Here is a 24,524-nt window from a genome sequence, read left to right as displayed (position 1 = left end):
CAAGTCCTTTATTTAAGATAAATAAATGTACATACTATGTACATACTACTCGTGCAAATATAGATAAAAATACATATATATAACAAAAATAAACTCAAAAAATATTCAATTAAATTATTGATAATCAATTATTAATAAACAAAAAGTAGAAATATGAAATATCAGAAAATAGGTTGTTTTATTTTTCATAATCATGAGGTCCCGAGTTCAATTCTCGGTCCCGCTACAATGAAAAAGACTTACAAAGAACTGTAAGTCTTTTTTATTTTTGCTGTACATAGATTGTACATAACAATTTAGGGTCAAGTGGAATACTGAGTTGGTGATTATTATCGAATAATGGCGTATTCCTGTTTTAAGGAAATCATGGTCTATTTTTTGTTTTGTGCTTTTATCACATATCATTACTCTTCTATCCGATATCTAAGATAAAGAATCTTTAGTTTCATAACTTAAAAGGAGTTTTCTTCAGATATATTTTATAATCCTTAATCATTCCTGGTTTATCAGACTCAGGACGAGGTAGATAAGAGAACCCCGAGACAACTTTATTTTCTCCCAGGTCTATCACTATATGATGAGGGTATTTCGCTTTTGTAGTAGAGTAATTCGTATGCCAGAAAGTAGATTCCTGCAAATCAAAAACATTACTGGCTATATTATTTGCAACCTCTGTCTCTTCACTATCTGCATATACAATCTTCCAATGCTGGCGCGATATCGGTTTCCCATCCTCACCTAATATTTCCAACTCTGCCATAGAGGCATAATTGTCTCCTCCATGCGAATTTAAAGCCTCCAAACAAAAGTAGCGAATTTTATCCAGCTTTCCGAAAGATATATGCTGCCAGCCATTGCCTCTATCAAAGTTACCCTCGAAAAAAGGGATCTCATTACTCAAATCTACTTCTTCTCCAAGCTTACGATGAGCATAAGCGGCAGAATCACCTTGCAACACATCTAAAATAGGCTGACGAAGTCCTTGTGATATACTTTTTTTCGGGGATGCCATATCTAAAACAATAACTTCATTAATACCTTTTTTTAACCAGCAACCCGGAACATACAATGTCTGTTGAGGGCCTATTTCCCAATAACGCCCTATCGCATGTCCGTTTACCCATAGCATTCCTTTACTCCAGTTACTCATGTCCAGAAATGTATCGCCTGTCTTTGTCAGGGTGAAAGATGAACGATAATAGGCAGGATGTTTTTGTTTATTCGTAGATCTTTTATAGTTCTTATCCTTTGCAAAAGAATAATCTACCGGAATAGTATAGACTTGCCAGCCTTTCAGATTTTTTATCTCTCCTTTATCATTTTTAAGTTCAACTTTCTTTGTAATACCTTTCCAGTCATAAATTCCTTTCCCAAAGTTCATCCGTCCCATGGCTTCCACCAGGATATCCAAAATAGCCCCCTCTTTTACCGGAGGCAGTAAAACAGTACCTTCACCTTTAAGCCGACTAAGGGTTGCTATCTTCTTCCCATCTATATATACCTGAGTCCAATCGTGTGCTTCTGTAATAATGAGGCTTTGCCTGTCGTCCGATTTTGACAATTTAGTGCGGTACAATATGCTACCCCACCCCTGGTCGAAATATTCCATCGATTTAATATCTTCAGAATATTTAGCCTTCGGTAAATTATCGAAGACCGTGGCGACCTCCTTAAATTCGAACCGGGGAATACTGATAGTCGGAATAGAATCGGGTATTTCGCTTAAGATATCGCCTTGCATCAAATAGTTTTCTAACAGATTACGTACTTCAAAATATTTAGGAGTTACTTTCCCAGATTCATTTATAGGTGCATCATAGTCATATGAAGTTGTTGTGGGAGAGAAATTAGGAAAATTTGCTCCGCCCCAATGTCCAAAGCTTGTCCCCCCGTGCGTCATATATAGACTAAACGATATATTCTGATCCAACATCTCTTTCAATCCTTCCACTAATGCCTCAGAACTGCGCGTTTCATGCTTTGCACCCCAATGATCAAACCATCCAGACCAAAACTCACTACACATCAATGGTGTATCAGGCCGTAATTTTTTCAGCTTTCTGAATTGGTCTTCGATATTGGCCCCTGTTCCAAAATTGACTGTCCATACTAAATCATCCAAAGCATTATTCTGAAAATTGGAATTCCAGTCGCATTGAAACAATGGTACTTCGGTAAAACCGGCATCTTTGACAATATCACGAACAGCTGCAACATAAGGTTTATCTGTCCCGTAGGCTCCATATTCGTTTTCAACCTGCACCATTATTATGTTTCCGCCTTTGGAAATCTGCAAATCTGAAAGTTGTTTTCCGACCTCGTTCATAAAAAGACGGGTTCTTTCCATATAATAGGGGTCTTGGACTCTCAATCCAATATCGTCTTTATTCAAGAGCCACCATGGCAGCCCTCCCATTTCCCATTCTGCACAGACATAAGGCCCCGGACGTACAATTACGTACAGCCCATGTTTTTGAGCCAGACGACAAAATTTTGCAACATCATTATTTCCGGTAAAGTCGTATTCTCCTTCTTTTTGTTCATGTATATTCCAAAAGATATATAAACAAATAGTATTCATACCTAAGGATTTACACATCTGTATGCGATGTTCCCAGTAGGCTGCGGGTATTCGGGGATAGTGAATCTCTGCTGCTTTTATAACGAACGGCTTTCCATTCAGGAGAAATGATTTATTGCCAATTTCAAACTTTTCACTAGAAGATTTTTGTCCATAACTATTAGATATACAAAAGATTAGAATATATAATGATACAAGTTTTTTCATAAATAGCAGATAACGATATTACCTTATTTCACATCTATTTCTACTGTAGCTGTTTTCAGACCTTTTGCTTTTGCTTCGAATATCAGTTCCCCTTTTTCTTCGGCGGCTTGAGCAATTGCGGTTAATTGTCCGTTAAACAGAGGCATCTTTGGCAAATGGAATAAATCTAGGTTGGTAGGATCTCCGTTGGCAGCAGCTCTATACTTGCCTTTTCCTTTTACTGAGAAATTAATCATCCGTTGATCCAAAGGACACAAATTGCCATCCTTATCTACTACTCTGACATTGATATAAACAAGGTCTTTCCCATCGGCTGATAGTTGGGTGCGATCGGGTATAAGCTCAATGCGATGAGGTTTTCCTGCTGTCTTGACTGTTTTTTCATCAACAGCATTACCTTTGTTATCATAAGCCACTACTTTCACTTCACCCGGTTCGTATATGGCATTCATCCACATAAGGCGATATCTATTTTGTACGGTTGAGTCGTTTTTGGTTTGCTTCCCATAACTTCTTCCATTGATAAATAGTTCTGCTGTGGGATAATTAGTATAGACAAACACTGGTGTTTCTTTACCTTCTCTCCCTTTCCAATTCCAATGAGGTAGAATATGTAATGTCTTCTCCTTCTTATTCCAGATACTTCTGTATAAATAATACCTATCCTTGGGAATACTTGCGAGATCTATAATACCAAACATAGAACTATGATTGGGCCATGCATCTGTATCGTATGGAGATGGTTCTCCTAAATAGTCGAATCCAGTCCAAACAAATTGTCCCATTGTCCATTCATAGTCATCAGCCAGAGCAAAATCATCATCTGGAACGTTCGACCAGAAACAATATTCCAAATCGTAAGAAGATGATTGATGATCGTCATAAATTGCATCCGCTTTTTTCTCTACTGGAAACTTATACACTCCGCGTGAGCTTACAGCCGAAGAGGTCTCTGAACCTAATACCAAGTTCTGAGGCAATTTCTCGTAAGCCTCGGTGTATCTGTGTGTACGATAATTGAGTCCCGGAACATCCAGCATTGCCGCAAATCCATTGTTTAGTACGCATGTAACCTGATCCATTCCACATGTAACAGGCCTTGTCGGATCCTCATGGTGACAAATGTTTTGTAGAAAAGATGCCACTTTATAGCCTTCGTCGTTACATTGAGTGGGTACTTCATTACCGATACTCCACATTACTACACTAGTATTATTCCGATAGTTGTGTAGCATGTTCAACATATCTTTCTCGGCCCACTCTTTAAAGTATCGGTGATATCCATTTTCGCATTTTGCAATATCCCATTCATCAAACGGTTCTATTATCATCATGAAACCCATTTCATCGCATAGTTCCACCAACTCGGGCGCAGGCATATTATGCGCAGTGCGTATGGCATCGCAACCCATATCTTTGAGCATAGTAAGCTGGCGACGTAAAGCTGCTACGTTTACAGCCGCACCTAATGGACCTAAATCGTGATGATTGCATACTCCTTGAAATTTTCTTTTTTCTCCGTTCAGGAAGAAGCCTTTATCTGCTATCAGTCTGATATCCCGAATTCCAAAACGGGTTATATATTCATCTGTTAATTTACCTTCTGTGTAAACTTTAGAAACAGCCTTATATAAATAGGGCGCTTCTGGTGTCCATAAATTAGGATTGTTTACAATGAAATTCTGTTCGAAGGGTTTACCGTGATTTATTCTTTGCGTATTATCCTTTGTCGAAACGACATTTCCTTTTGCATCTGTTATTTCAGTTACAATTCGAATATCATTATTTTCGGAGTTTTTAATTTCGGTCTTCAAATTTACAGATGCATATTCTTTTGACACAAACGGAGTGGTAATATATGTTCCCCATATAGGAACATGAACCTCATTTGTAATAACAACATGCACATTTCTATATAATCCTGCCCCGGGATACCATCTTGATGACTGAGGCTTGTTTTCAAGACGAACAGCTACAATATTGGAATTTCCATCAGAATTAAGAAAATCTGTAATATCGCAATGGAAAGAGTTATATCCAAAAGGCCAAAAGATAGCCTCCTTACCATTGACATATACACGAGCTTCACTCATAGCACCATCAAACAGGAGAGACACTCGCTTTTTACCTTTATCGAAATTTTCGATATTGAACGTATTCCTGTACCAACCGGTACCTACGTAAGGTAGACCTCCGGTTCTTCCGGTTTTAATTGTAGCAACAGTTTCCCCATTTTGTGTAATAGCAACTTCCTGTAAGTCATGTTTGCGATCAAAAGGTCCGTATATAGCCCAATCATGGGGAACAACAACAGACTCCCAGTTTTTATCATCGAAGTTTTTATTCACTGACTCCGGATAGTCACCTTTTGTAAATTTCCATCCTTTTTCCAGTAGAAATTCTGATCGTTGGGCGTAAAGATTACAAAAAAAGATAAAAAGAAATAGCGTAAATATAAGTCTTAGTTTCATAGATTTTTAGTAATTGAGTATGGGGCTATCACAAAGGACGTCATTGAGAAGACTAGGTATGAAGAGAAAAATTATAGACTTAATATTGTTTATACAATTTTGTATCTAAATACCATTTCTCCTCTCAATGACGTCTAAAGATCACTTTAGAACACCCTCATAAAATTTATTTAAAAGCGTCCATAATTACAGTGGGATAACCATCTTCGGTAAATGCTCCCAACCTGTATTTACTTGGCTTACATTGTGGTTCCCAATAGAAAACACCCTTGCAACGGCCATTTGTATTTTCTTTACATTCCTTTATGATACGGCTCAGCATAGTTTTCCCTTCGTCCAGAACTGTGGCGCTGACCAACTTCCCATCGTCATCCGCACACTCCATTCCGGTTTCTACAATCATCACATCACAATCATACTTTGTGCTTACTTTTTTAATGTTTTCGATGCAGTCCGTGATAACCTTTTCGGAGGATGTTTCTTGTCCATTGACTCTTGCCCAATAAGGATATAGTGACATCCCTATCATATCCCATTTAGCCCCATTGTTTTTCAGAATGTCTAAATTCCAATTATAAAGATTATTGTCAGAGCCGCTATCTAGATGCACTATTACAATAGTTTCCGGAAAAACAGACTTTGCTGCTTCATAACCCGCAGCGAATAATCCGGCATATTGGACTGGATTCTTATCGGCCTGCCCCATTTCCCATAAGAAACCATTACTGATTTCGTTGCCTACTTGTACCCATTCAGGAGTAATATCTTTTTCCTTCAAAGCATTCAGCACCTCTTTAGTATGGTCGCTAACTGCTGTTTTCAGTTCCTCGAAAGAAAATTCTTCCCATGCAGCAGGTATATTTTGTTTACTCGGATCAGCCCAAGTATCACTATAATGAAAGTCAATCATTACTCTCATGCCCAGTAGTTTTGCACGCCAAGCCTTTACAAGTACATCGCTTTTGTTGCACCAACCATCAACTGGATTTACCCACACACGCAAACGGATAGAGTTCATCCCTAAATCACGCAACAATGTCATGCATTCGGTTTCATGTCCCAAAGAGTTATAAAATTTATTTCCGACTTTTTCCATTTCCGTAAGCCAGCTAACATCGGCTCCTTTGGCAAAACCAGTCATGTCATAGATCGGCTTTTCTGGAAATGTAGGTTTGTCTTCGTTGACACAAGCAGCAAATCCTAAAGAGCCTATTACTATTGTTAATATAATGTTTTTTAGTTTCATATCTTTAGCTATTGAGTGATATTATATGTTCCATTGATAAGATTTACTGTCATTTGATATGTTCCAGGAGCGAGAGATGTATCATCGGTGATGTTACTACCTTTATAATACAATTTTCCTTGTGAGCCTCCGAAGTAATGATTCCATGATGTATCCAAGTGTATCTGGAATCCCCATGAAGAAGCTTTATTAATAGTTATTGAGCCTTTATATATCCCAGTTGTAGATGTAGCTGTCAGAGGTACATCGAAGTTCCATTGGTCATTTAACCCGGAAACATATATCTGAGCTCCGACAGTAGTCAAGGCATAAGTTAATTTCTTAATGGATGTTTCTATCAGATAAAGCCCTGCAGATGGAGCTGGAATATTTGTATTTCCCTTGAATACAAGTGCACCCGCTTCGGAATTTCCTTCAGCCAAAGTATATTTGTCATCCCAGTTATCCTTCTCGGTGTAGAATCCATAACCATATTTTGAATCAACATTAACAACTCCCGCATAAGCCAAATCGTCCTCATTAAATATGGTCAGGTAATTCTCGAAAGTCCAATTTCCACTTATGTTATCGTCAATTCCAGGCAGATACAGATAGGGATTTACTTCAATAGGATCAACTGAGCCTTTAACAATATTACATGTCCAAGCTTTAGGGTTGCTCAGGTCTACCACTAATGTATATTCTCCGGCTTCAGGTATAGTAATTGCTATGTTGTCAGCTTGCTTTGCCAAAGATATATTCTGTCCGTTCTGTGCAAAAGCTATATTTGTATTTATTGCTTTATCATCATCGGTTCCCGTAGCATAATCGTATTGTTTCCCTGTCCCTTGTAGTTTAATATTCAAAGTACTTGATGAAGAGGCATTGAATACAGTTGTCCATTTTACTTTAGAGCGATCAAATGTCATTTCGGCTTGAATGTCTCCACTTACACTCAATGTAGGTATCAGCAGGGCCGACCATAATTTTTTGATCGTATTGACCTCAACGTAATAACATCCTGCTATCCCAGGAAACCAGAAATTCCATCGTTTACTTGCATCTTCTTCCGATGAAAGTAGGAATGCGGAGCCATCCACAGCATCGTTCCCCCATGTAGTGCCATTGCCTTCTTGTAGGAAATAATTGTACCAGCCAGTGACTCCCATAAAACCAGTATAATTACCATCAGAAGCTGCTGAATAAAGCGTAAATCCGGTATCTTCAAGGTTGGCATTGAGAATATGACCTGTGCTCATGTCGACCGAATAAGGAGTAATAGACACCATTACTGTATTTGAATATACAGGCTGCATATTATTTCCTGTTTTTGCTGCAATACGGAAATAAACCTTGTTTACCTGATCCGAAACGGCACCTATATTCTTAGCCATCGCATTGAGTGCAAGACCTGTATAAGCTTTTGATAAAGAAGCCTCCACACTCTCACTTACCACGCCCGAGAAGTCAGAGGTGATAGAAGCCTGTAATGTCTGGATAGTCACATCAATAGGAGACAAGTCAGGATCACTTATCTGCAAGGCATCCTTGCTCCATGCCAACGACAAAACAATATCTTTGTTATTTTCCTTCAGCAAGACAACATCACTCTCTGTTGCGATCAATTCGCCCGGTGCAATACTACTCAAATATATCTTGTCTTCATCCTTTTCACAAGAGGCAAAACTCAAAGCTACTGTAAGAAGGAGAATGAAATTTTTCATTGTATTCATATATAGTATAATCTGTTAAATTAATAGTTCTCATTATAAAGGTTCGGATTAGCGGTCAGTTCGGTAGACGGGATAGGATAAGTATTATATTTGCTATCCACAGCCCTACCATCTTTCGTCCCCCCTTTCCATTGCCATCGATAAGAAGATGTAGTAAACTTACCATAACGTATGAGGTCTGTACGACGTACACACTCCAGATATAATTCCCGGGCTCGTTCATCGAGAATAAAATCAGCAGTCATCTGTCCTTCAGTGATGTTACCCGAGTTATCACCATAGGCTCGCACGCGCAATTCGTTGACATACCCTAAAGCAACCGAACGGCTACTTCCTTCTCCACCTTTCACAACAGCCTCAGCCAACATCAGGTATACATCTGCCAAACGGAAAACAGGAAAGTCTGTATTCACACTAAAGTCGCTGAAGTTGGAGGGCATCTCTCCGGCATCGGTTAGATTAGTCCATTTCTGTGCAAGATATCCATAACTCTGGTTTTCCACTATATCTACATCCTTGGTCTGACCCTCAGTGTAGAACATAGCACGACTATCACCACCATTGAAGAAATCGGAAAACTCGCCACGCAAACGGAAGCTTCCCCATCCTGATTTTACACCATAATCAGTAGGCAGCTGACTCTCCGAGGTATTGCTTATAGCACCACAAATGATGTAGGTAGTCGCTCCCCAAGATGCAGTATGTGTAGCATCTACAGGAAAAGCGTAAATGATTTCATTTGTACGATTATTGTTATCAGCATTAAATAGTTTGAAATAGTCATTCTCCAGTGTATAACCAGCTGCTATAACAGAGTTACAAGCGGCAATGCAATCGGTCCAACGAGCAGTTCCGGTATAAACCTCAGCATTCAGATAGAGACGAGCCAACAGTGCCGATGCAGCCTGCTTACATGCACGCCCATATTCAGATTCTGTACGATCCAGCAAATCAGTATCAATATCCTTCAATTCTGTCTCTATATATGCAAATATCTGATTAGAGGTATAGCGTGGTGGCAGGTAACTACCCACGGGGTCATTCTCAGTTACGAAAGGGATGTTTCTATAAAGGTCAAGTGCATGATAGTAGGCCAAAGCTCGGAGGAAACGAGCCTCTGCACGATAATGACGGATCTCCTTTTGGTCGCTCTCGCTGAATTGCCCTATTTTCCCATCAGTAGCATTGCGCAAAAATTCATTGCAAAGCGCTATCGTATAATAAATACGGTAATATGTATCAGAAACCCATATGTCATTGACATCCCAACTCAAGTAAGTAAGTCCTCCCATTTTGTCACCTTCCTGCCAAGTGTAGATAAACTCATCTGTACCAGCTTCCTGCATATTGAAATAGCAGCGCATATAGTCATAACCAGTATTACTACTCATATCGCCATTTCCACCACCTTTCTCTTGCCCGGTAATGACAAAAGAAACATAGAGTTTTCCAAGAACGGATTTATAGTTAGTAACCGATCTGTAAACATCAGCCGAGGTAGTTTCAGTATGTGGATACTGGTCTAAATCACCTACGCATGATGTCGCAAAAAATATACTGATAAGAAACGGTATGGTATAAAATATTTTTTTCATACGATATATCTTGTTTTAAATGGTAAAGGTTAGAATTCGAATCCTAAGTTAATAGAATAAGTGCGTGGGCGAGGATAGAAAGAAGCGTCCATTCCACTCGGTATTTCCGGATCTACACCTGAATATTTAGTAATACAGAAAACGTTTTGCATCAGAACGCTAGCATTCAGGCTGAACCAACGACAGACACGACCGAAATTATAGGACAGCGATAAATTGTCCATCTTCAGGAACGAACCATTCTCTACATAATAATCTGAGAGATGCTGGCGGCTCTTAAAGCCGGTCGTCAAGTAGCTACGATGCAAATTGTTCAATTGGTATGAGTTGTAGCTCATTGTTCCCATAGCACCGGTGTTCATAGCCATGCCATTGTACACATAGTTGCCTACACTAGCTCGAAGGCTTGTACTCAGCATCCATTTCTTATAGTTTAACGAAGTACTGAAGCCGAAGATGAAATCCGGAGCAGGCGACTTGTAGTGATATAGGTCACCCGAGTTTATCTCGCCATCATCATTCAAGTCTGCATAAGCTCCTTCAATGGGTTTACCTGTTTCGGTATCGTAAAGCTGTTTATAAACGTAAAACATATAAGGCGCGTAGCCTTCGCTTAATACTTGTACATTTTGTCCATCAATCCAAGCACCGGCAGATAGGTTGGTAGTAGCGCCACCTTCGACCAGAGAGAGATTCTTGACTTTCATTTTCTGCCAAGTCATATTGAAGCTTACATCCCAGTTCCAATCTTTACTTTGTATAGGACTGGCACTTAAGGTAAACTCAATTCCCTTGCTGTCCACATTACCCACATTGGTTAGAATATTCTTATCGAAATTAGTCCCGGCAGGTGATGCAACCGTTGCCAATAGATCTTTTGTTTTTCGTGTATAGAAATCGACACTACCAGAGAGGCGTTCTTTTAGAAATCCTAAATCGAGACCGAAGTTCCAAGAAGAAGTTGTTTCCCATTTCAAGTTTTCTACATAAGCCTCAGGACGATATGTATAGTACCATTGATTCCCAAATTGAGCTTGCGCTCCATCCTGACTGTATGTATATACTGGAAGGTAATTATAGTTACCTATTCCTTCTTGTTGTCCGGTTACACCATAACTAGCTCTTAATTTTAAATTACTCAACACTTTATTATCTTTAAGGAAAGCTTCTTCGGATAATCTCCATGCCAATGCTAAAGAAGGGAATGTTCCCCAGCGATTCTCTTTACTAAAACGAGAGGTTCCGTCTCTACGGATAGTAGCTGTCAACATGTAACGCGAATCGAAAGTATAGTTCAGACGAGAGTAATAAGAAAGAAGTACGTGGCGCTGATCCGATGCGGCTGTAGTACTCTGCGCTTCTCCTAAAGTATTTAGTTCACTATATAGGGGCGAAGTACTCTTCCAATATTGGTAATCGTATCCCACAGTAGCATCGAGACTACTCTTCCATGAATCTATAAACTTATTGTAATTGAAATATGTTGTCAGCAGACGGTTTGTATTTTTTTGTGGACCATATTTGTAATCACGACCATTCGACGTTTTATACTGGGCTGCTTCGGCAGGTACATATATCCGACCCTGTCCTTTGGCATAATCATAACCCAACGTAGTATGAAATTTCAGTTCGGGCAGAAAGTGCATTTTATAGTCTAAATCAAAGTTTCCAATTAAACGTGACACTCGACTAGTAGACTTATATTGCTTGAGAGCTCCCAGCGGATTGATTGTACCCCCCGTTACAAGCTGACCTGCGTTGTCAAGAGCTTCTGTATAGCCACCAAAGGTGTCGTTGCCTGAATAGACTGGCAGGGTCGGATTCCAGGTAGCGGCATTCCATATGGTACTTGAATTGGCAAAACGATTGTTGTTATGGGAAGCTTTTGCATTGACGTTCAGTTTTAAATGGTCTTGGAAGAAGCTAGGAGACAAAGAAAAACTTCCTGTAATGCGCTCTGCATTATCAGTCCTTACTAAGCCGTCTTGATTATAGTAGCCTAAAGATACACGAACCGGAACGTTTTTTGCCAAGCGTCCAGATAGACTGAGATTATTATCTGTGCCGAAAGCAGTCTGATAAATTTCATCATTCCAATTTGTCGCACTGCTACCCAACAAAGCTTTTTGAGTATCTGAACCTTCACTGTTGACTATGTTAATGAATTCTTCACGTGAGAGCATATCAGTCAGCTTAGTGCGGGTTTGTACTGAATTGGTAGTGGTAAAATTTACTTTCAGACGGTCTCCGCTTCCCTTTTTAGTAGTAATGATAAGAACTCCATTTGATGCACGTGAACCGTAGATAGCAGTAGATGAAGCATCTTTCAGGATAGTCATACTCTCAATGTCGCTTGGGTTTATAAGAGCAAGAAAGTTGCCTGAATTACCGCTGATTCCTCCTATTTCCAACGGCACACCGTCTAATACGATAAGCGGATCGTTACTGGCATTCAATGAAGCTCCTCCACGGATACGTATCGTACTTCCTGATGTTGGTGATCCACTATTCGACATAATCTGTACACCTGACACTTTTCCATTGATCAATTGTTCGGGTGAACTGATAAGCCCAGTGTTGAAATCTTTACTGCTAACACTGCTAATAGAGCCTGTAAGGTCTCCTTTTTTCTGGGTACCGTAGCCGATTACAACTACTTCGTCAATGTCGAAAGATGTTGGCTGCAGGCGTACATTAATTTGGTCTCGGCTATTAACCTCTATTATTTGTTTTTCGTAGCCCAAAAAAGAGAATTCCAGTTGGTTCTTCCCTTGTGGCAATTCGATGGCGTATTGTCCGTTTACATTGGTCATAGTGCCTAATGTCGTTTGTGGGATTTTTACCAAAGCGCCTGTGATGGCTTCTCCTGTTTCGTCAGTAATGATTCCTGTCACTTTTTTGGTTTGTGCAGCTACCATTAGTGGGAGCAAGAGCAATACCACAATTGCGACGAAGCGGAATTGGATAAACTTTTTACAATAAATGCATTTGTTCATAATTTAGATATTTAATTAAGGTGATTACTTGTGGAGTACTATCTGATTATTCGATCCATATCTTTTCTAATTCCAGCGAAGCCTCCTCTGTCGGACTATCGGCTGTTGACAGTTCCAATATTTCTATATTCTCTATATTGAAAGGGATTTGCATATCAGGAGAGAAATACCTGTCAAGAAACACTGGATATGGAGCAGGAAGAAGAACTGTACGACTTTGTTCCAGATCAGATAAAGGTATCCGGTATCTTTTTTGATCCTTTTCTATGACAAATTTTGAGGTATAGGTAAATCCATCAGTAGTAACAAAACCTATTCTTAACTGTTTGATGGCATTTATATTCCCTATATTCAAACAGAGATATTCAGCCTTTTTCAGAGCTTCTTCTCTGCGAATAATATAATTTTTAATATATTTTCTCCAGAAAAATAAAGCATTTGAATCTTTCTTAATGAATTTAAAATTCAGAGATTTTCCATCCATCGATTCTTTTATTGTTCTACTGATATAAGAAGATTCGGGGATTCCGTAAGTATCGAGCCCACTGTATTCGTCTATTATCTTGACAAGTTCTATTCCAGACTCTTTATTTACAATCTTAGTCTCCCAATACTTTGTCTGATAATAGTCCCAATCGAGAGGGCTACCTTCGACATTGGTAGGAGAGGTGAACTTTTTACTTCCATAACAGACTACTATATTGTATCTTAATATTCCCTCATTGATTGCTTTTGCAGGAAATTCGGCCGTGTATATATATCCGTTGCTATGCTTCATCTTTATGTATGGATTGACTTCCGACCAAAAAGAAATCTTATCTGTATAAATCAGTACAGAATCGGGAAACACAGGACCTACTATCTGCGCCTGTACCTGCAATGGCTGATCAGCTTCCGCTATTTTTGCAGGTGTATGTACAACGGAGAATGTTTTAGCGCAGGCTTCGGGAGACACAAATTCTCCCAGAGTGATATTGTTCCATCTTGTCTCAGTTTGCCAATTTCCGGTGGGAGTATAACCTGCTTTCTGAAGGAGATAGACTCCCGGTCTGATAAATATGTTGGTACCAGAAGAGACTTCGTTATAAGTATTTCCTTTATTAATAGCGGTTACTGTGAAATTTTTATCTAAACCCGGCAATTCAACCTTCATTTTCCACATATTCCAAGCAATAGTAACGACTTCTTTTTTTAAAGACGTTTTTTCAAAAGGGTCACTAATGCAGACTGCATCGGGCATAACCTCTAATCTCCAAATCCCCTCCTCTAACTTGTCCAAAAAATATGCTCCAGTCCCTTCATATTCGATCACTGCCGAGTTACCATAACCTATTATTTTTTTCAAATTATTTAAATTTGTCGGCTTTGTAATTGTACTGTTTGAATAATAAAATCTGTCCGAACCGTTCAATTCGCTCAGATCTTCCTTATAACTAACACGGAAGTTCTCGAAGATAGTATCGTTCGGGTATTTTTCATATTTTTTGTTCATGGGAATATTGTAAGCAACTTCCGCCGCTATCGCCATACTGATCGCTTTTTCGGGAGTATATGCCAGATTCAGAAAATGAGTCTGATATTCTGTATTGGCCCATGCTATATCGATGGGATCATAGGCAAATTGCGTGATCCATTGAAAACCTTGAGAGCGGAACGTGCGGGCCATAGCCGGATACATATACGAATATATAACATCGGCCGGATCAAATTCATATACAGCTTTTGCTTTATTGGTAAAGCCTTTTATATTATCGAATGGAATATTGTAACTATCGACATATGGAAGGAAATTGCCCTGACGAGTATGCCCTGCAACTAATCCGATAGGATACCATTGATAAGTAGTACCTTGTACTGCTGTATTGAAATAAGCCTGAGTATGATCCATATTGTGGCTTACATTATAGAATATAGGCTTTTTGTTCCCTGTTTTCCCTATAGCTTTTAACATTCTGTTGATATAATTTTCTGTTTGTTCAGGTGTGCCAGCATGACAAGGCTCATTGTTTATCTCAAATCCAACAATACAAGGATCGTCTTTATATGATAAGCCAGTGTAGGGATTTATATGACTTATAAAGTTTCCTATATAGTTTTCCTGTGCTTTTATGGCTTTTTCATCCTCATGTACTTTGCATTTATCGTATAGATAAGAGAACCCCCCGGTATTAATATTCTTTTCCGGATAGCCGTTACCAAAGTTTGTCATGGTAGTAATCAATACATATATATTGCGTTCCCGAAGTTTCGCTATCAGGTAATCGAGTAAATCCAGATGGTTGTTCTTTATCAATTTCCCTTCTCCATCAGAGATTTCCACATCCCATACATGAATACGGTATGCATTGAATCCTAAACGTGCAAAGTGATAAACATCTTTATCAATCGCTTCTTTATGATTTTTGTTTGTATAACGAATGGCCCGATAAGCATGCGCAAATGGCAGTGTATAGTTTACCCCGTAAAAAGAAGCTTCTTCATTGCTCCCTGTCCAGCGCATAGTTCCACTTTTGTCTATATATATCATTTTGTGCCGAAGCTGACAAACTAAAGAACAAGCATATTATTACTAATTTCAATTTCATGGTATAACGCATTTCTGGTTGCACAAATATACTATGGCCCTAGATTTTGAGCAGGTGCAAATTGGACAGATATGGATAGAAATTGGACAATGAAAAGTTTTAACACCTCAATAAATGGATTATAGCCTATCGTCTATAAATTGCCGTGGTGTTTTTCCAAATTCAGAGTTGAAACATTTGGAAAAGTAAGAGTGATTGGAAAAACCAACCATATACATCACTTCCGAAACTGTAAATTTATTTTGACTAAACAGCATTGCTGCCTTTTTCATACGTATAGATCTGATATATTCTACCGGAGACATTCCGGTAAGCTGCTTGATTTTTCTGTATATTTGTTTTGAACCAATACCGGAAATAGTGCTCAGCGAATTTACGTTGAGATCAGAGTCGGCAACCTTATCCTCTATTATCTCTGTAATTTGTGATAAGAATTTTTCATCTGGAGAAGTGGCTTTAATTGGTTGAGGTGATGCTAGGGCCTCAAGCCGTACCTTATTTTCTAATTGTTGTTTGCTGTTTAGCAGTTGTTCTATTCGGGATAAAAGTATTTCGGGCTCGAAGGGTTTGGATATGAAAAAATCAACATTCAGGTTGATGCTTTCCATTTCTGTCTTTTTATCATCCTTCGCTGTGAGCAAAATAATAGGGATGGTTGATGTCGGTATGTTCTTCCTTATATGAGCAGTCATTTCCAAACCGTCCATAACAGGCATCATTACATCTGCAACAATAAGATCGGGTTGTAGGCTTATACATGCGTCTAGTCCGTGTTTTCCGTTGTGACTGACTTCACACTGGTACTTTTCTGCAAGTGTCTGATAAATAAAGTCGGCAATCTCAGGGTTATCTTCCACAATTAGTATCTTAGGACGGTTACTTTCATGGACTATTATCGGAAGTATTTCTTCTGTTGTTATATTTTCAGGAATAGGTAAGGAAATATTAATTATAGTGCCTTTATTGTCTTCAGATTGTATTTCCACTTTTCCATTGTGCTGCTCTGCATACGTTTTTACCAGATGTAGTCCAATGCCTGTACCCTCTTTATCTTTTGCTGTTTTTGACGACTTAAAAAAACGTTCGAAAATGTATGGAATCTCTTCAGACGGAATACCTATACCCGTATCACTGACCTGTATCACTAACCTCTGTCTATTTTCCTGATAGTTCAGAATTAAACTCACACTGCCTTGCTCTGTGTATTTACAGGCATTAGCAATCAGGTTGTTGAGCAACGATTCTATTTTCAATATATCGATATCTATATAAATTTTGTCTTTATTTGTCGTGAATGTGAATGTGAGACCCTTTTCTTTATAGCCATCTTCATATATAGAGAACAGGCTTCGAGCAAATTCTACAAATTCTACTTTAGACAATATCAATCCTGAGTTAATACTGTCATTTCTATTAAAATCAATAATCTGGCGTATCAGTGAATTTAGCTTTAATGCATTTCGCTGAATCAGTTCGAGCTGTTTCTTCTTATACGAGTCTTTTGTCTCATGTAGCAATTTACTCACAGGTGCGAGGATCAGGCTCAATGGAGTCTTAAATTCATGAGAAACATTCGTGAAGAAATTCATCTTCAGGTTGGATAACTCCAGCATTTTTTCCTTCTCTATGCGTTCTATTCTTAGATTATTGCGCACCCTTAAAAAATTTATAATCCATAGAATAAAGCTCAAAATCAATAATACATATACGATTTTAGCCCATATTGTATAGTACCACGGAGGAGAAATGTTTATGATAAAAGACGTAAATGCCTCAGAAGGTTTTCCGTACGAGTCGAGCCTACTTATCATCAGTCTGTGTTTTCCGTATTCCAGATTCGAATATGAAATTCGGTTTGTGTTTTCTTTCAGAATATTCCAGTCTGAGTCTCGATGATCAAGCTTGTAGACAAACTTATTGCTCTCTTCCTGAGAGTATATCAAATCTGAAAATTCAAAGATCAGATTGTTTTGATCATAATTCAGATTAATTTCATTTACATAACGAATGCAGTTTTGCTTAGGATTAGGATTATATAGCTTTCCATTAACATATAGTGATGTTAAAATTACAGGAGGGTTCTGTTCTGCATTTTTAAGAACCATCGGAGAAAGTAGTACTAATTCATCACTGGATCCTAAGTAAATATTGGCAGAAGATTTATCATAAAATCCCGCAGTGAAAGATTTGTTAATTATATTCATCCTCTGCACTTCAAATGTTTTTTTATCCACAACCCATACGCCTTCTATTGTAGATAACCAGATGTGCTGCTCTTCCTCTGTCATCGAAAGAACTTGGCCGTTTCCGAATTCATTAAATTTTGTCAGAATCGTTTCATTATTATTCGGATCAACTCGTACAAGCCCAGCCGGAAACCCCATCCAGATATAACCATCTTCATCGCAAAGCATATAATTCGGTGTCTCATCTTGCATTCCATGCCCTATTAAAATTTTAGATATTTTGTTCTGCTTTAAGTCTATCTTATTGACCCCGTCTTTGTAAAGCAACACCCAGACATTATCGTTTTTATCAGGCATTATCTGATTTACAAACATGCCGGATAGACCGTCCTTGATTGTGTAGTTTCGTTCAGCGACATATGTTCCCGATGTCTGTTTCAACTTTTCTTTGTTAACAACAAATATTCCGCCCAAACATGTTGCTATCCACAAATTCTCCTGTTTGTCTTCGAAAATGCAATATGCCCAATTAGAATTATAGGTACGTGTACTGTCAACAATGGAGTAATGTACAAACTGTTTTTGATTATAATCGTATCGGCTTATACTCCCGTCTGTAGCTACCCATACATTTTTTTCTTTATCTTCGTATATGTACCTGATGCGGTTATGAGATATCGGAAATCTTACATTATCCATGCGATACCATATAGAAGCGTCAGAACTCTCGAGAGTAGGAGAAAATATCAATCCATTTGTTCCGCCTAGCCAGTAATTACCACGCGAATCACGATATATTGCATGAAAACGGTTGCCGTCGCCAATTCCCGTTATCTGAGAGATTGGGATAAACTGAAAGGCCTCATTATAACGGGATAGAGAAACATTATAATCCGTACCTAACCAAATATTTTTTTCCTTATCAGGAAAAACACTCCATATTATATTATTAGATAGTGATTTGCTATTCCTTGAGTCGTGTACAATATGTTGTATATTCGCCGAATATTTATTGTAAATATAAAGTCCGTTATCAGTTCCTACAAGCAAATTATTGGATTGGTCTAAGGCTAATGACTTCACAGAGTTGTTAAGAAAAGAGTTAAAAAACTCTACTTTCTTCGATGTCGGAGTATATTTCAACAGGTTTCCTTCCATACCTATCCAGATACAGCCGAGAGACGTATCTTCTAAGAGGGTATTTACAAACTGATTACTCCTTTTAGAATCTAATGGAAGATTAATTTTCTCAAATTTACCCAAATTTGGTATATACCTGCACAAGCCATTATATGTACCTATGTAAATATTCTCTTGTGATTTTATTATAGAATAAATAGTTTTGTGAGGGATCTCCGATTGTTCAATCGGAATATTTTCAAGTTTTTTGCTGGCGATATGGTATCGGAATAATCCATTAAGGGAGCCTATCCATAAGTTTCCATTATCTAAGTACATCGCACGAACATCGGTAGGGAAATTCTCATCCGAATTTTCATACCGGTCTTTTTTATAATTGTAAATGAGTACTCCATTATCAGTGCCAAGATACAAGTATTCTTTATCTATAACGGTAATGCAGTAGACCTGCGTATTTGTTTTTTCCGATATATGAGGCTGAGCAGAAAAACCATCATAACTATACAATCCTCTGTTTGATCCCATCCATATCATTCCCAAGCTATCTTGTGCAAAACAATTAACTCCGCTACTCTCCACACTGAGCATAATATTGTCAAATACCCTATAAGTCATTCTTTGTCCATAGCTTGACAAAGATGACAGAAATAAAAAAACAAATAAGAGCCCCCTATACATATGTATAATATAATTTAAAATTAGTTCACTTAGTAAGTGAAAAGTATACCAATAAGTGTCTCTATTGAGATTGGTTAAAGATATTTATTCTTTATTAGACTGTAACCTTTTTTTAGTTTCTTTAACCCTGTAGGATTGTCCATTCATGTTGATAAGATAGGCTTTATGCGTTAGCCTGTCTGCCATAGCTACTACGAGTATTTATCCTTTAATATCCAGCTCGATTGATATATGTGTCTTACCGGTCCGGGATTATCGCAAAATACGATATTACGTCCCTCTTTAATAAATTTCAGCGTTTCAAGCTCGGGTAATGCTGTTTGTGTACTCTTGGCAACTCTTCCCTTACCAGTTCCTGAGGGATTATTAAAGATGTTTTGTCCTCATAAATAGTGATATGTACTATATCACCTGCTTGCTTTTTTATCTTTTTCCTTATTTCAGGTCTAACAGCCAAACCCACATGTCCATTTCCAATAGGCATTAGGTGTGTATTGGAAAACGCATAACTTTACTTTTAGCATTCCGAAAGATGTTTTAGGCATAGGTATTTCAGGTATTTCAACAAAAGTCCAAGCTCCTTTACCTTCAGTTTTTAATAATAAATAGTCTTTGTCTACTAAGGGTGTTTCTGTTCCCATCTTTTAAAGATAATATAAAAATAGCTGTGCTAAACATATACTACACAGCTATTCTATATATTGTTATTTTGTTGTGAAGGTGTTTATTTCACAGGAATGCGCAATTCTACTATCCATGGGGCATTGGGATCTTGAACATCACCTTCGCAACTCACATATAACTCATAGTGGTCTCTTGAGTCACATTCATATCCTTTTTCGTTAATGTCAACATATACCTTCTTCCAGACTTCATCATATTCGGACATTGTAACCTCTACCTGCATAACGAAATACTTGCCACCAGTTATTGTATAGCGTTTCATCCCATCTTCGGGTTCGATGTCCGAAAGATCTTCCAAGCAGGCTTCCGAACGTAATTTTTCGACAGGGGTATTCATTGGATCATCATGATAAACTCCGGCCATTTTAGGAGAAGCCTCCCAAAGATTATTGGCTCCAGCCCATGCGGCTAATTTCTCAAATACGTTTCCAATACCTGAATAATCTCCTGCATGCGAAATTGCAATTGTCTTTATCGGTTCGAGATTTTTTATCTCTGTGCTATTTATTTTCATAAGTCTAATTTTTCAATAATTTGTTTAATAATCTCTTTTATTTCAACGGGTTTAACAACCGTTGTTGTATCGGCATTTGCCAACACCCATCTAGCTAGTCCTTCGAGCGAGTAAGCCATGTAGGTTTGTTCTATCCGTCCGTCTGCAAGTTCTTTCTCTTCGGTCAGTCCCATAAAATAGCATCGGTCGGCAAAATGTTTAGAAACCTCTTTACTTGTACGTAAAACAACTTCGGTCAAACATTGAGGATCATCACATCCGAGAAGCGATTCCAGAGCAGGATGAACTTTTGTATGTTTATCTTCCGTTGTTTTTATGTTGCCTATACGATCAAGCCTAAATATTCGGTACTTTTTTCGTAAGTGACACCAAGCGGATAGATACCAGCGAGGGTATGAATAAGTTATGCCCACAGCTTCCAATGCTCTTCTGGTATTACTTTCGTCTGCATTCGTGTAGTCTACTTCTATGACCAACTTGTCGTTTATACTATTTAAGATCGTTTGCATTATATTCGGTAGACTTTCTCCCGCATTCCGACTTTTATATACCGCTATACTGTCGTCCATATCGTAGAGATATTTCTTGTCCACAGATCGTAAAGCAGCACGTATTTTATCCATTCCCTGACGAAAGTAGTTACTGTTTTGGGTATCGGTAAGTTGCTCGATAATTTTTTCGGCTGTGAGGAAAGCAATCGCTTCCTCTTTGGTAAACATGAGCGAAGGTAGCCTGTAGCCTTCTATTAAAGAATAGCCAACTCCCGAATTTCCGCATATCGGCACTCCAGCTTCAGACAATGTATGCATGTCACGATATATTGTGCGCAGGCTCACGTCGAAGCGTTCTGCCATTTCAGACGCTTTAACAACGGGGCGTGACTGTAATTGTATCAGTAATGCCGATATGCGGTCAAGTCGGTTTAATTCTTTATTCATGTTCTCATTTTACTCTATAATCAATGCCCAAAGTACGCCAAATTTATCGATAATTTCGGCATAAAGTTTAGCATAAGGTGGTTGGCTAAGTTCACATTTTATTTGCCCACCTATGCCTAATTTAGTATAAATGTCTTTCAGTTGTTCTTCTGTGTCACAAAATATAGTGAGTGTATGTCCCAAAGAACCAAAGTTAGCCTTTGTGTCCGGTAAAATATCGGCCATGCTGATAGTACAGCCATTAAAGTCAAGATCGGAATGGATTATCTTATCTTTGTATTCGGCAGGACTTTCCATTGCCTGATATTCTCCATAGCGAAAAATTTCTTCGACAGTACCATTAAATACTCCGGTATAAAAGTTAAGTGCTTCTTCTGCATTGCCATTAAATGACAGGTAAGGTTTAATTTTCATAATTCTGATGTTTTAAAATTTAACTACAATGCAAATGTATCATCCCATTATGACAACAGTATGTCAGCAAGTTTTTTCAATTGTAAAAAATATACAGGTATAGTAAAGATATAGAAGAGAACACAATACTAAAAATTAGTATTTATAATCTTTTGAATTCACTAACAGTAAGTTACATGAATGATAAATGTTTCTATGAAACATTGTATTAAAATTCACGTTTATTTACTAAATAATAGTTAATTTTGTGCGATTTAAAAAAATAATCTTGGATTAAGATCCAATAATTTATAGATATAAAGTTAACTACTAAATAATAAATTCTAATGAAAAATATAAAAGTTAGTTTGTGTCATTGTTTTGTGTTAATTCTTACCGTTTTTACCTTCTTTTCATGCAGTGAAGATAACGCTCCGGAGCAAAAGGCGGATTACAATTTACTTGGCATAACCTCTGTTACTATTAACGGTAGCCGCATTCCTGTCAAAGCTGATGGAGTATTACTAGACTTAACTGATTCTAAAAATATAGCAGGAATAGGGTCCCTCAGTGAACCGTATAAAAAACATTTTGAAATAGAATATGCTATATTGACTAAAGATTTGTCAGCGTCTTCTGTGGAGATACAGAGCAAATATCCGGACGTATCTATAGATATATCTCATGTAGTTACTAGTCCATCTGTAATTACATGGATCGCTAAGATTACAAGAGAGGGTTACTCAGAATCTGTTATATATAATCTGTCTTTTTTTGATCCAAGTTTAAATAAGATGTTTTTAGAATGATTTAGGAGATATAGAGCTTTTGGGAGAAAACCTTTATGCTGTTCACTCTATTGAGTCTAAACGTATCGAAGAATATTATTTTATTTTCGCCGCGCGCCAGATGGTTAAATGACTTTCATGGGAAGAAGTGATGTTTTATGCATCAATATTTGATTTTCCTAGAGTCCCCGAGTTGGAGTTGTCTCTCGCAATATTGGAGAATATCCCGTTTCGGAATTCATGCATAATGTTTTCAAATACGTTCGCAAAGGTCATGTGAAAACTGATAAGCACTGGATTCGCAATCGGAAGCGGGCTAAGTTGGTATGGGTGCAGTAGCTTTACAATAAAGATGTACTTATTTCTTTTACTATGAAAGATATTAAGGATTAAAATTATGATAACTTTGTTTTACAAATCTGTTGTGGATAAATATCAGTTAAAAAAGATATTTTGTCTTCAAAGAATAGCATAACCATCATCATCAATTGATATTAAAAGAGAAAATGACAGATTATATTTTGACGACTGATCGGTTGAGATTAAGATATTGGAAAGATTCAGATATTGAGCCGTTTGCAGCAATGAATATGGATAAGGAGGTAATGAGGTTTTTTCCTAAGACTTTATCTTATTCAGAAACTCTGGATTTTATACATAGAATTAAGTTACACTTTGAGAAACATAATTTTGGACTGTTTGCAGTTGAGGAAAAATCTACGGAAGAATTTATTGGATTTACCGGATTTTCCATCCCTACTTTTGACTCTTATTTTACGCCATGTGTAGAAATAGGTTGGAGATTTAGAAAGGAATTCTGGAAGAGAGGATTAGCTGCTGAGGCTGCAACAGCATGCCTTAATTATGGCTTTGATATTTTAAATTTCGATAAGATTGTATCATTTACCTCTGTTCTAAATATTGATTCTGAAAAAGTAATGAAACGAATTGGTATGCATCTTCAAGGGTATTTTGATCATCCCAAAATAGAAAAACAGAACCCTTTGTGCAAGCATGTTCTTTATGAAATTAAAAGGCCAAATAACTAGTATCGTTTAATTGCTTATCATTTAAAAATGGATAATATAGTAGAACAGGTTCGTCAGTCATTGATAATGTGTATTGATGAAAGTACACTTAATACTAGCTCTCGATTTTTCAAAGAAGGGGAAGCTGCTAAGGTACATGGTGTGCGAATGGGGGAAGTCACTAAAATAGCGAAGGAGAGCCTTAAACAGATGAAGGGACTTTCTAAACAGGAGATATTCGACTTGTGTGAAGAGCTGTGGCAGTCCGGCTACTTGGAAGAATCGGTTGTTGCTTGCATTTGGGCAGAATCTTTACATAAACAATATGAACCTGCTGATTTTGAGATTTTCGAATATTGGTTACACAACTACGTTAATAACTGGGCTGATTGCGATACTCTCTGTAATCATACTATCGGTACATTCGTGATGATGTATCCCGAATATATATCAGAATTGAAAAAATGGGCAAAATCTTCTAGTCGTTGGGTAAAGCGGGCAGCAGCCGTTACATTGATTATTCCTGCCCGTAAAGGCCTGTTTTTAGATGATGTGTTTGAAATTGCTGATCTATTGCTCTTAGATAAAGATGATTTGGTACAAAAGGGATATGGTTGGATGCTGAAAGCAGCCAGCGAAACACAGAAAAAAAGTGAAGCCTATCAGAAAAGAGTGTTTGATTATGTGATGAAACATAAATCAGTAATGCCTCGTACAGCCTTACGTTATGCTATAGAAAAAATGCCCGCAAATATGAAAGCAGAAGCTATGAAAAAGTGAAA

At 37.8% G+C, this 24,524-nt stretch carries 14 protein-coding genes and 2 pseudogenes; 4 read left to right on the top strand and 12 right to left on the bottom strand.

The genetic code is table 11. The features are described 5' to 3' along the window. Positions 1–445: 445 nt before the first annotated feature. The 12 genes and pseudogenes from BGO84_RS18005 to BGO84_RS17950 form a co-directional block, all read right to left on the bottom strand. Positions 446–2,788: a beta-galactosidase gene (locus BGO84_RS18005; protein WP_291031233.1), complete on the bottom strand. Its 2,343-nt coding sequence runs from the start codon at positions 2,786–2,788 to the stop codon at positions 446–448. Positions 2,789–2,811: 23 nt separating this feature from the next. Continuing rightward, positions 2,812–5,259: a DUF4982 domain-containing protein gene (locus BGO84_RS18000; RefSeq protein WP_291031231.1), complete on the bottom strand. Its 2,448-nt coding sequence runs from the start codon at positions 5,257–5,259 to the stop codon at positions 2,812–2,814. A gap of 166 nt (positions 5,260–5,425) precedes the next feature. Then, the gene (locus tag BGO84_RS17995; protein ID WP_291031228.1) at positions 5,426–6,505 is read right to left on the bottom strand and encodes a glycosyl hydrolase 53 family protein; all 1,080 of its coding nucleotides are present in this window, start codon (positions 6,503–6,505) and stop codon (positions 5,426–5,428) included. 8 nt (positions 6,506–6,513) lie between these two features. Next, positions 6,514–8,208 (bottom strand): DUF5114 domain-containing protein, encoded by a 1,695-nt coding sequence (locus BGO84_RS17990; RefSeq protein WP_291031226.1) that lies wholly within the window; start codon positions 8,206–8,208, stop codon positions 6,514–6,516. 29 nt (positions 8,209–8,237) lie between these two features. After that, positions 8,238–9,812 (bottom strand): RagB/SusD family nutrient uptake outer membrane protein, encoded by a 1,575-nt coding sequence (locus BGO84_RS17985; protein WP_291031224.1) that lies wholly within the window; start codon positions 9,810–9,812, stop codon positions 8,238–8,240. Positions 9,813–9,841: 29 nt separating this feature from the next. Then, positions 9,842–12,730, bottom strand: coding sequence for a TonB-dependent receptor (locus BGO84_RS17980; RefSeq protein WP_291031316.1), 2,889 nt, complete (start codon positions 12,728–12,730; stop codon positions 9,842–9,844). Positions 12,731–12,854: 124 nt separating this feature from the next. Next, positions 12,855–15,335 (bottom strand): cellulase family glycosylhydrolase, encoded by a 2,481-nt coding sequence (locus BGO84_RS17975; RefSeq protein ID WP_291031221.1) that lies wholly within the window; start codon positions 15,333–15,335, stop codon positions 12,855–12,857. 177 nt (positions 15,336–15,512) lie between these two features. Further along, the gene (locus BGO84_RS17970; protein WP_291031219.1) at positions 15,513–19,334 is read right to left on the bottom strand and encodes a two-component regulator propeller domain-containing protein; all 3,822 of its coding nucleotides are present in this window, start codon (positions 19,332–19,334) and stop codon (positions 15,513–15,515) included. 147 nt (positions 19,335–19,481) lie between these two features. After that, positions 19,482–20,038 (bottom strand): annotated as a pseudogene (locus BGO84_RS17965) (ATP-binding protein). A gap of 83 nt (positions 20,039–20,121) precedes the next feature. Further along, on the bottom strand, positions 20,122–20,595 hold the full coding sequence (locus BGO84_RS17960; protein ID WP_291031217.1) for a GyrI-like domain-containing protein: 474 nt from the start codon (positions 20,593–20,595) through the stop codon (positions 20,122–20,124). Further along, entirely contained in the window at positions 20,592–21,533 is a 942-nt protein-coding gene (locus BGO84_RS17955) for a WYL domain-containing protein (RefSeq protein ID WP_291031215.1), read from the bottom strand. The genes BGO84_RS17960 and BGO84_RS17955 overlap by 4 nt, the downstream gene beginning before the upstream one ends. Before the next feature lie 9 nt (positions 21,534–21,542). Beyond that, positions 21,543–21,947, bottom strand: a complete 405-nt coding sequence (locus tag BGO84_RS17950; RefSeq protein WP_291031213.1) for a VOC family protein — start codon at positions 21,945–21,947, stop codon at positions 21,543–21,545. A gap of 326 nt (positions 21,948–22,273) precedes the next feature. Between BGO84_RS17950 and BGO84_RS17945 the strand changes: the two genes are divergently transcribed. From BGO84_RS17945 to BGO84_RS17930, 4 genes and pseudogenes are all read left to right on the top strand, one after another. Continuing rightward, positions 22,274–22,735 carry a hypothetical protein gene (locus tag BGO84_RS17945; protein WP_291031211.1) on the top strand — a complete coding sequence of 154 codons (462 nt, stop codon included), beginning with the start codon at positions 22,274–22,276 and terminating at the stop codon, positions 22,733–22,735. Further along, a pseudogene (locus BGO84_RS17940) lies at positions 22,731–23,053 on the top strand (RNA ligase family protein); the annotation flags it as partial. The gene BGO84_RS17945 and the pseudogene BGO84_RS17940, both read left to right, overlap by 5 nt. 167 nt (positions 23,054–23,220) lie before the next feature. Beyond that, positions 23,221–23,763, top strand: coding sequence for a GNAT family N-acetyltransferase (locus BGO84_RS17935; RefSeq protein WP_291031209.1), 543 nt, complete (start codon positions 23,221–23,223; stop codon positions 23,761–23,763). Between the two features lie 27 nt (positions 23,764–23,790). Next, positions 23,791–24,522, top strand: coding sequence for a DNA alkylation repair protein (locus BGO84_RS17930; RefSeq protein ID WP_291031207.1), 732 nt, complete (start codon positions 23,791–23,793; stop codon positions 24,520–24,522). The last annotated feature ends 2 nt before the right edge of the window (positions 24,523–24,524 follow it).

It is taken from the genome of Dysgonomonas sp. 37-18 (genome assembly GCF_001899125.1).
In the GTDB taxonomy this organism is placed as follows: Bacteria; Bacteroidota; Bacteroidia; order Bacteroidales; family Dysgonomonadaceae; genus Dysgonomonas.
This window is presented reverse-complemented; position numbering and strand designations above follow the sequence as displayed.

What these genes read in the sequence shown, in the direction of transcription:
- BGO84_RS18005 (WP_291031233.1), bottom strand. Translation starts at nt 2,788, where the DNA reads ATGAAAAAACTTGTATCATTATATATTCTAATCTTTTGTATATCTAAT.
- BGO84_RS18000 (WP_291031231.1), bottom strand. Translation starts at nt 5,259, where the DNA reads ATGAAACTAAGACTTATATTTACGCTATTTCTTTTTATCTTTTTTTGT.
- BGO84_RS17995 (WP_291031228.1), bottom strand. Translation starts at nt 6,505, where the DNA reads ATGAAACTAAAAAACATTATATTAACAATAGTAATAGGCTCTTTAGGA.
- BGO84_RS17990 (WP_291031226.1), bottom strand. Translation starts at nt 8,208, where the DNA reads ATGAAAAATTTCATTCTCCTTCTTACAGTAGCTTTGAGTTTTGCCTCT.
- BGO84_RS17985 (WP_291031224.1), bottom strand. Translation starts at nt 9,812, where the DNA reads ATGAAAAAAATATTTTATACCATACCGTTTCTTATCAGTATATTTTTT.
- BGO84_RS17980 (WP_291031316.1), bottom strand. Translation starts at nt 12,730, where the DNA reads ATGGTAGCTGCACAAACCAAAAAAGTGACAGGAATCATTACTGACGAA.
- BGO84_RS17975 (WP_291031221.1), bottom strand. Translation starts at nt 15,335, where the DNA reads ATGATATATATAGACAAAAGTGGAACTATGCGCTGGACAGGGAGCAAT.
- BGO84_RS17970 (WP_291031219.1), bottom strand. Translation starts at nt 19,334, where the DNA reads ATGACTTATAGGGTATTTGACAATATTATGCTCAGTGTGGAGAGTAGC.
- BGO84_RS17960 (WP_291031217.1), bottom strand. Translation starts at nt 20,595, where the DNA reads ATGAAAATAAATAGCACAGAGATAAAAAATCTCGAACCGATAAAGACA.
- BGO84_RS17955 (WP_291031215.1), bottom strand. Translation starts at nt 21,533, where the DNA reads ATGAATAAAGAATTAAACCGACTTGACCGCATATCGGCATTACTGATA.
- BGO84_RS17950 (WP_291031213.1), bottom strand. Translation starts at nt 21,947, where the DNA reads ATGAAAATTAAACCTTACCTGTCATTTAATGGCAATGCAGAAGAAGCA.
- BGO84_RS17945 (WP_291031211.1), top strand. Translation starts at nt 22,274, where the DNA reads ATGAAAAATATAAAAGTTAGTTTGTGTCATTGTTTTGTGTTAATTCTT.
- BGO84_RS17935 (WP_291031209.1), top strand. Translation starts at nt 23,221, where the DNA reads ATGACAGATTATATTTTGACGACTGATCGGTTGAGATTAAGATATTGG.
- BGO84_RS17930 (WP_291031207.1), top strand. Translation starts at nt 23,791, where the DNA reads ATGGATAATATAGTAGAACAGGTTCGTCAGTCATTGATAATGTGTATT.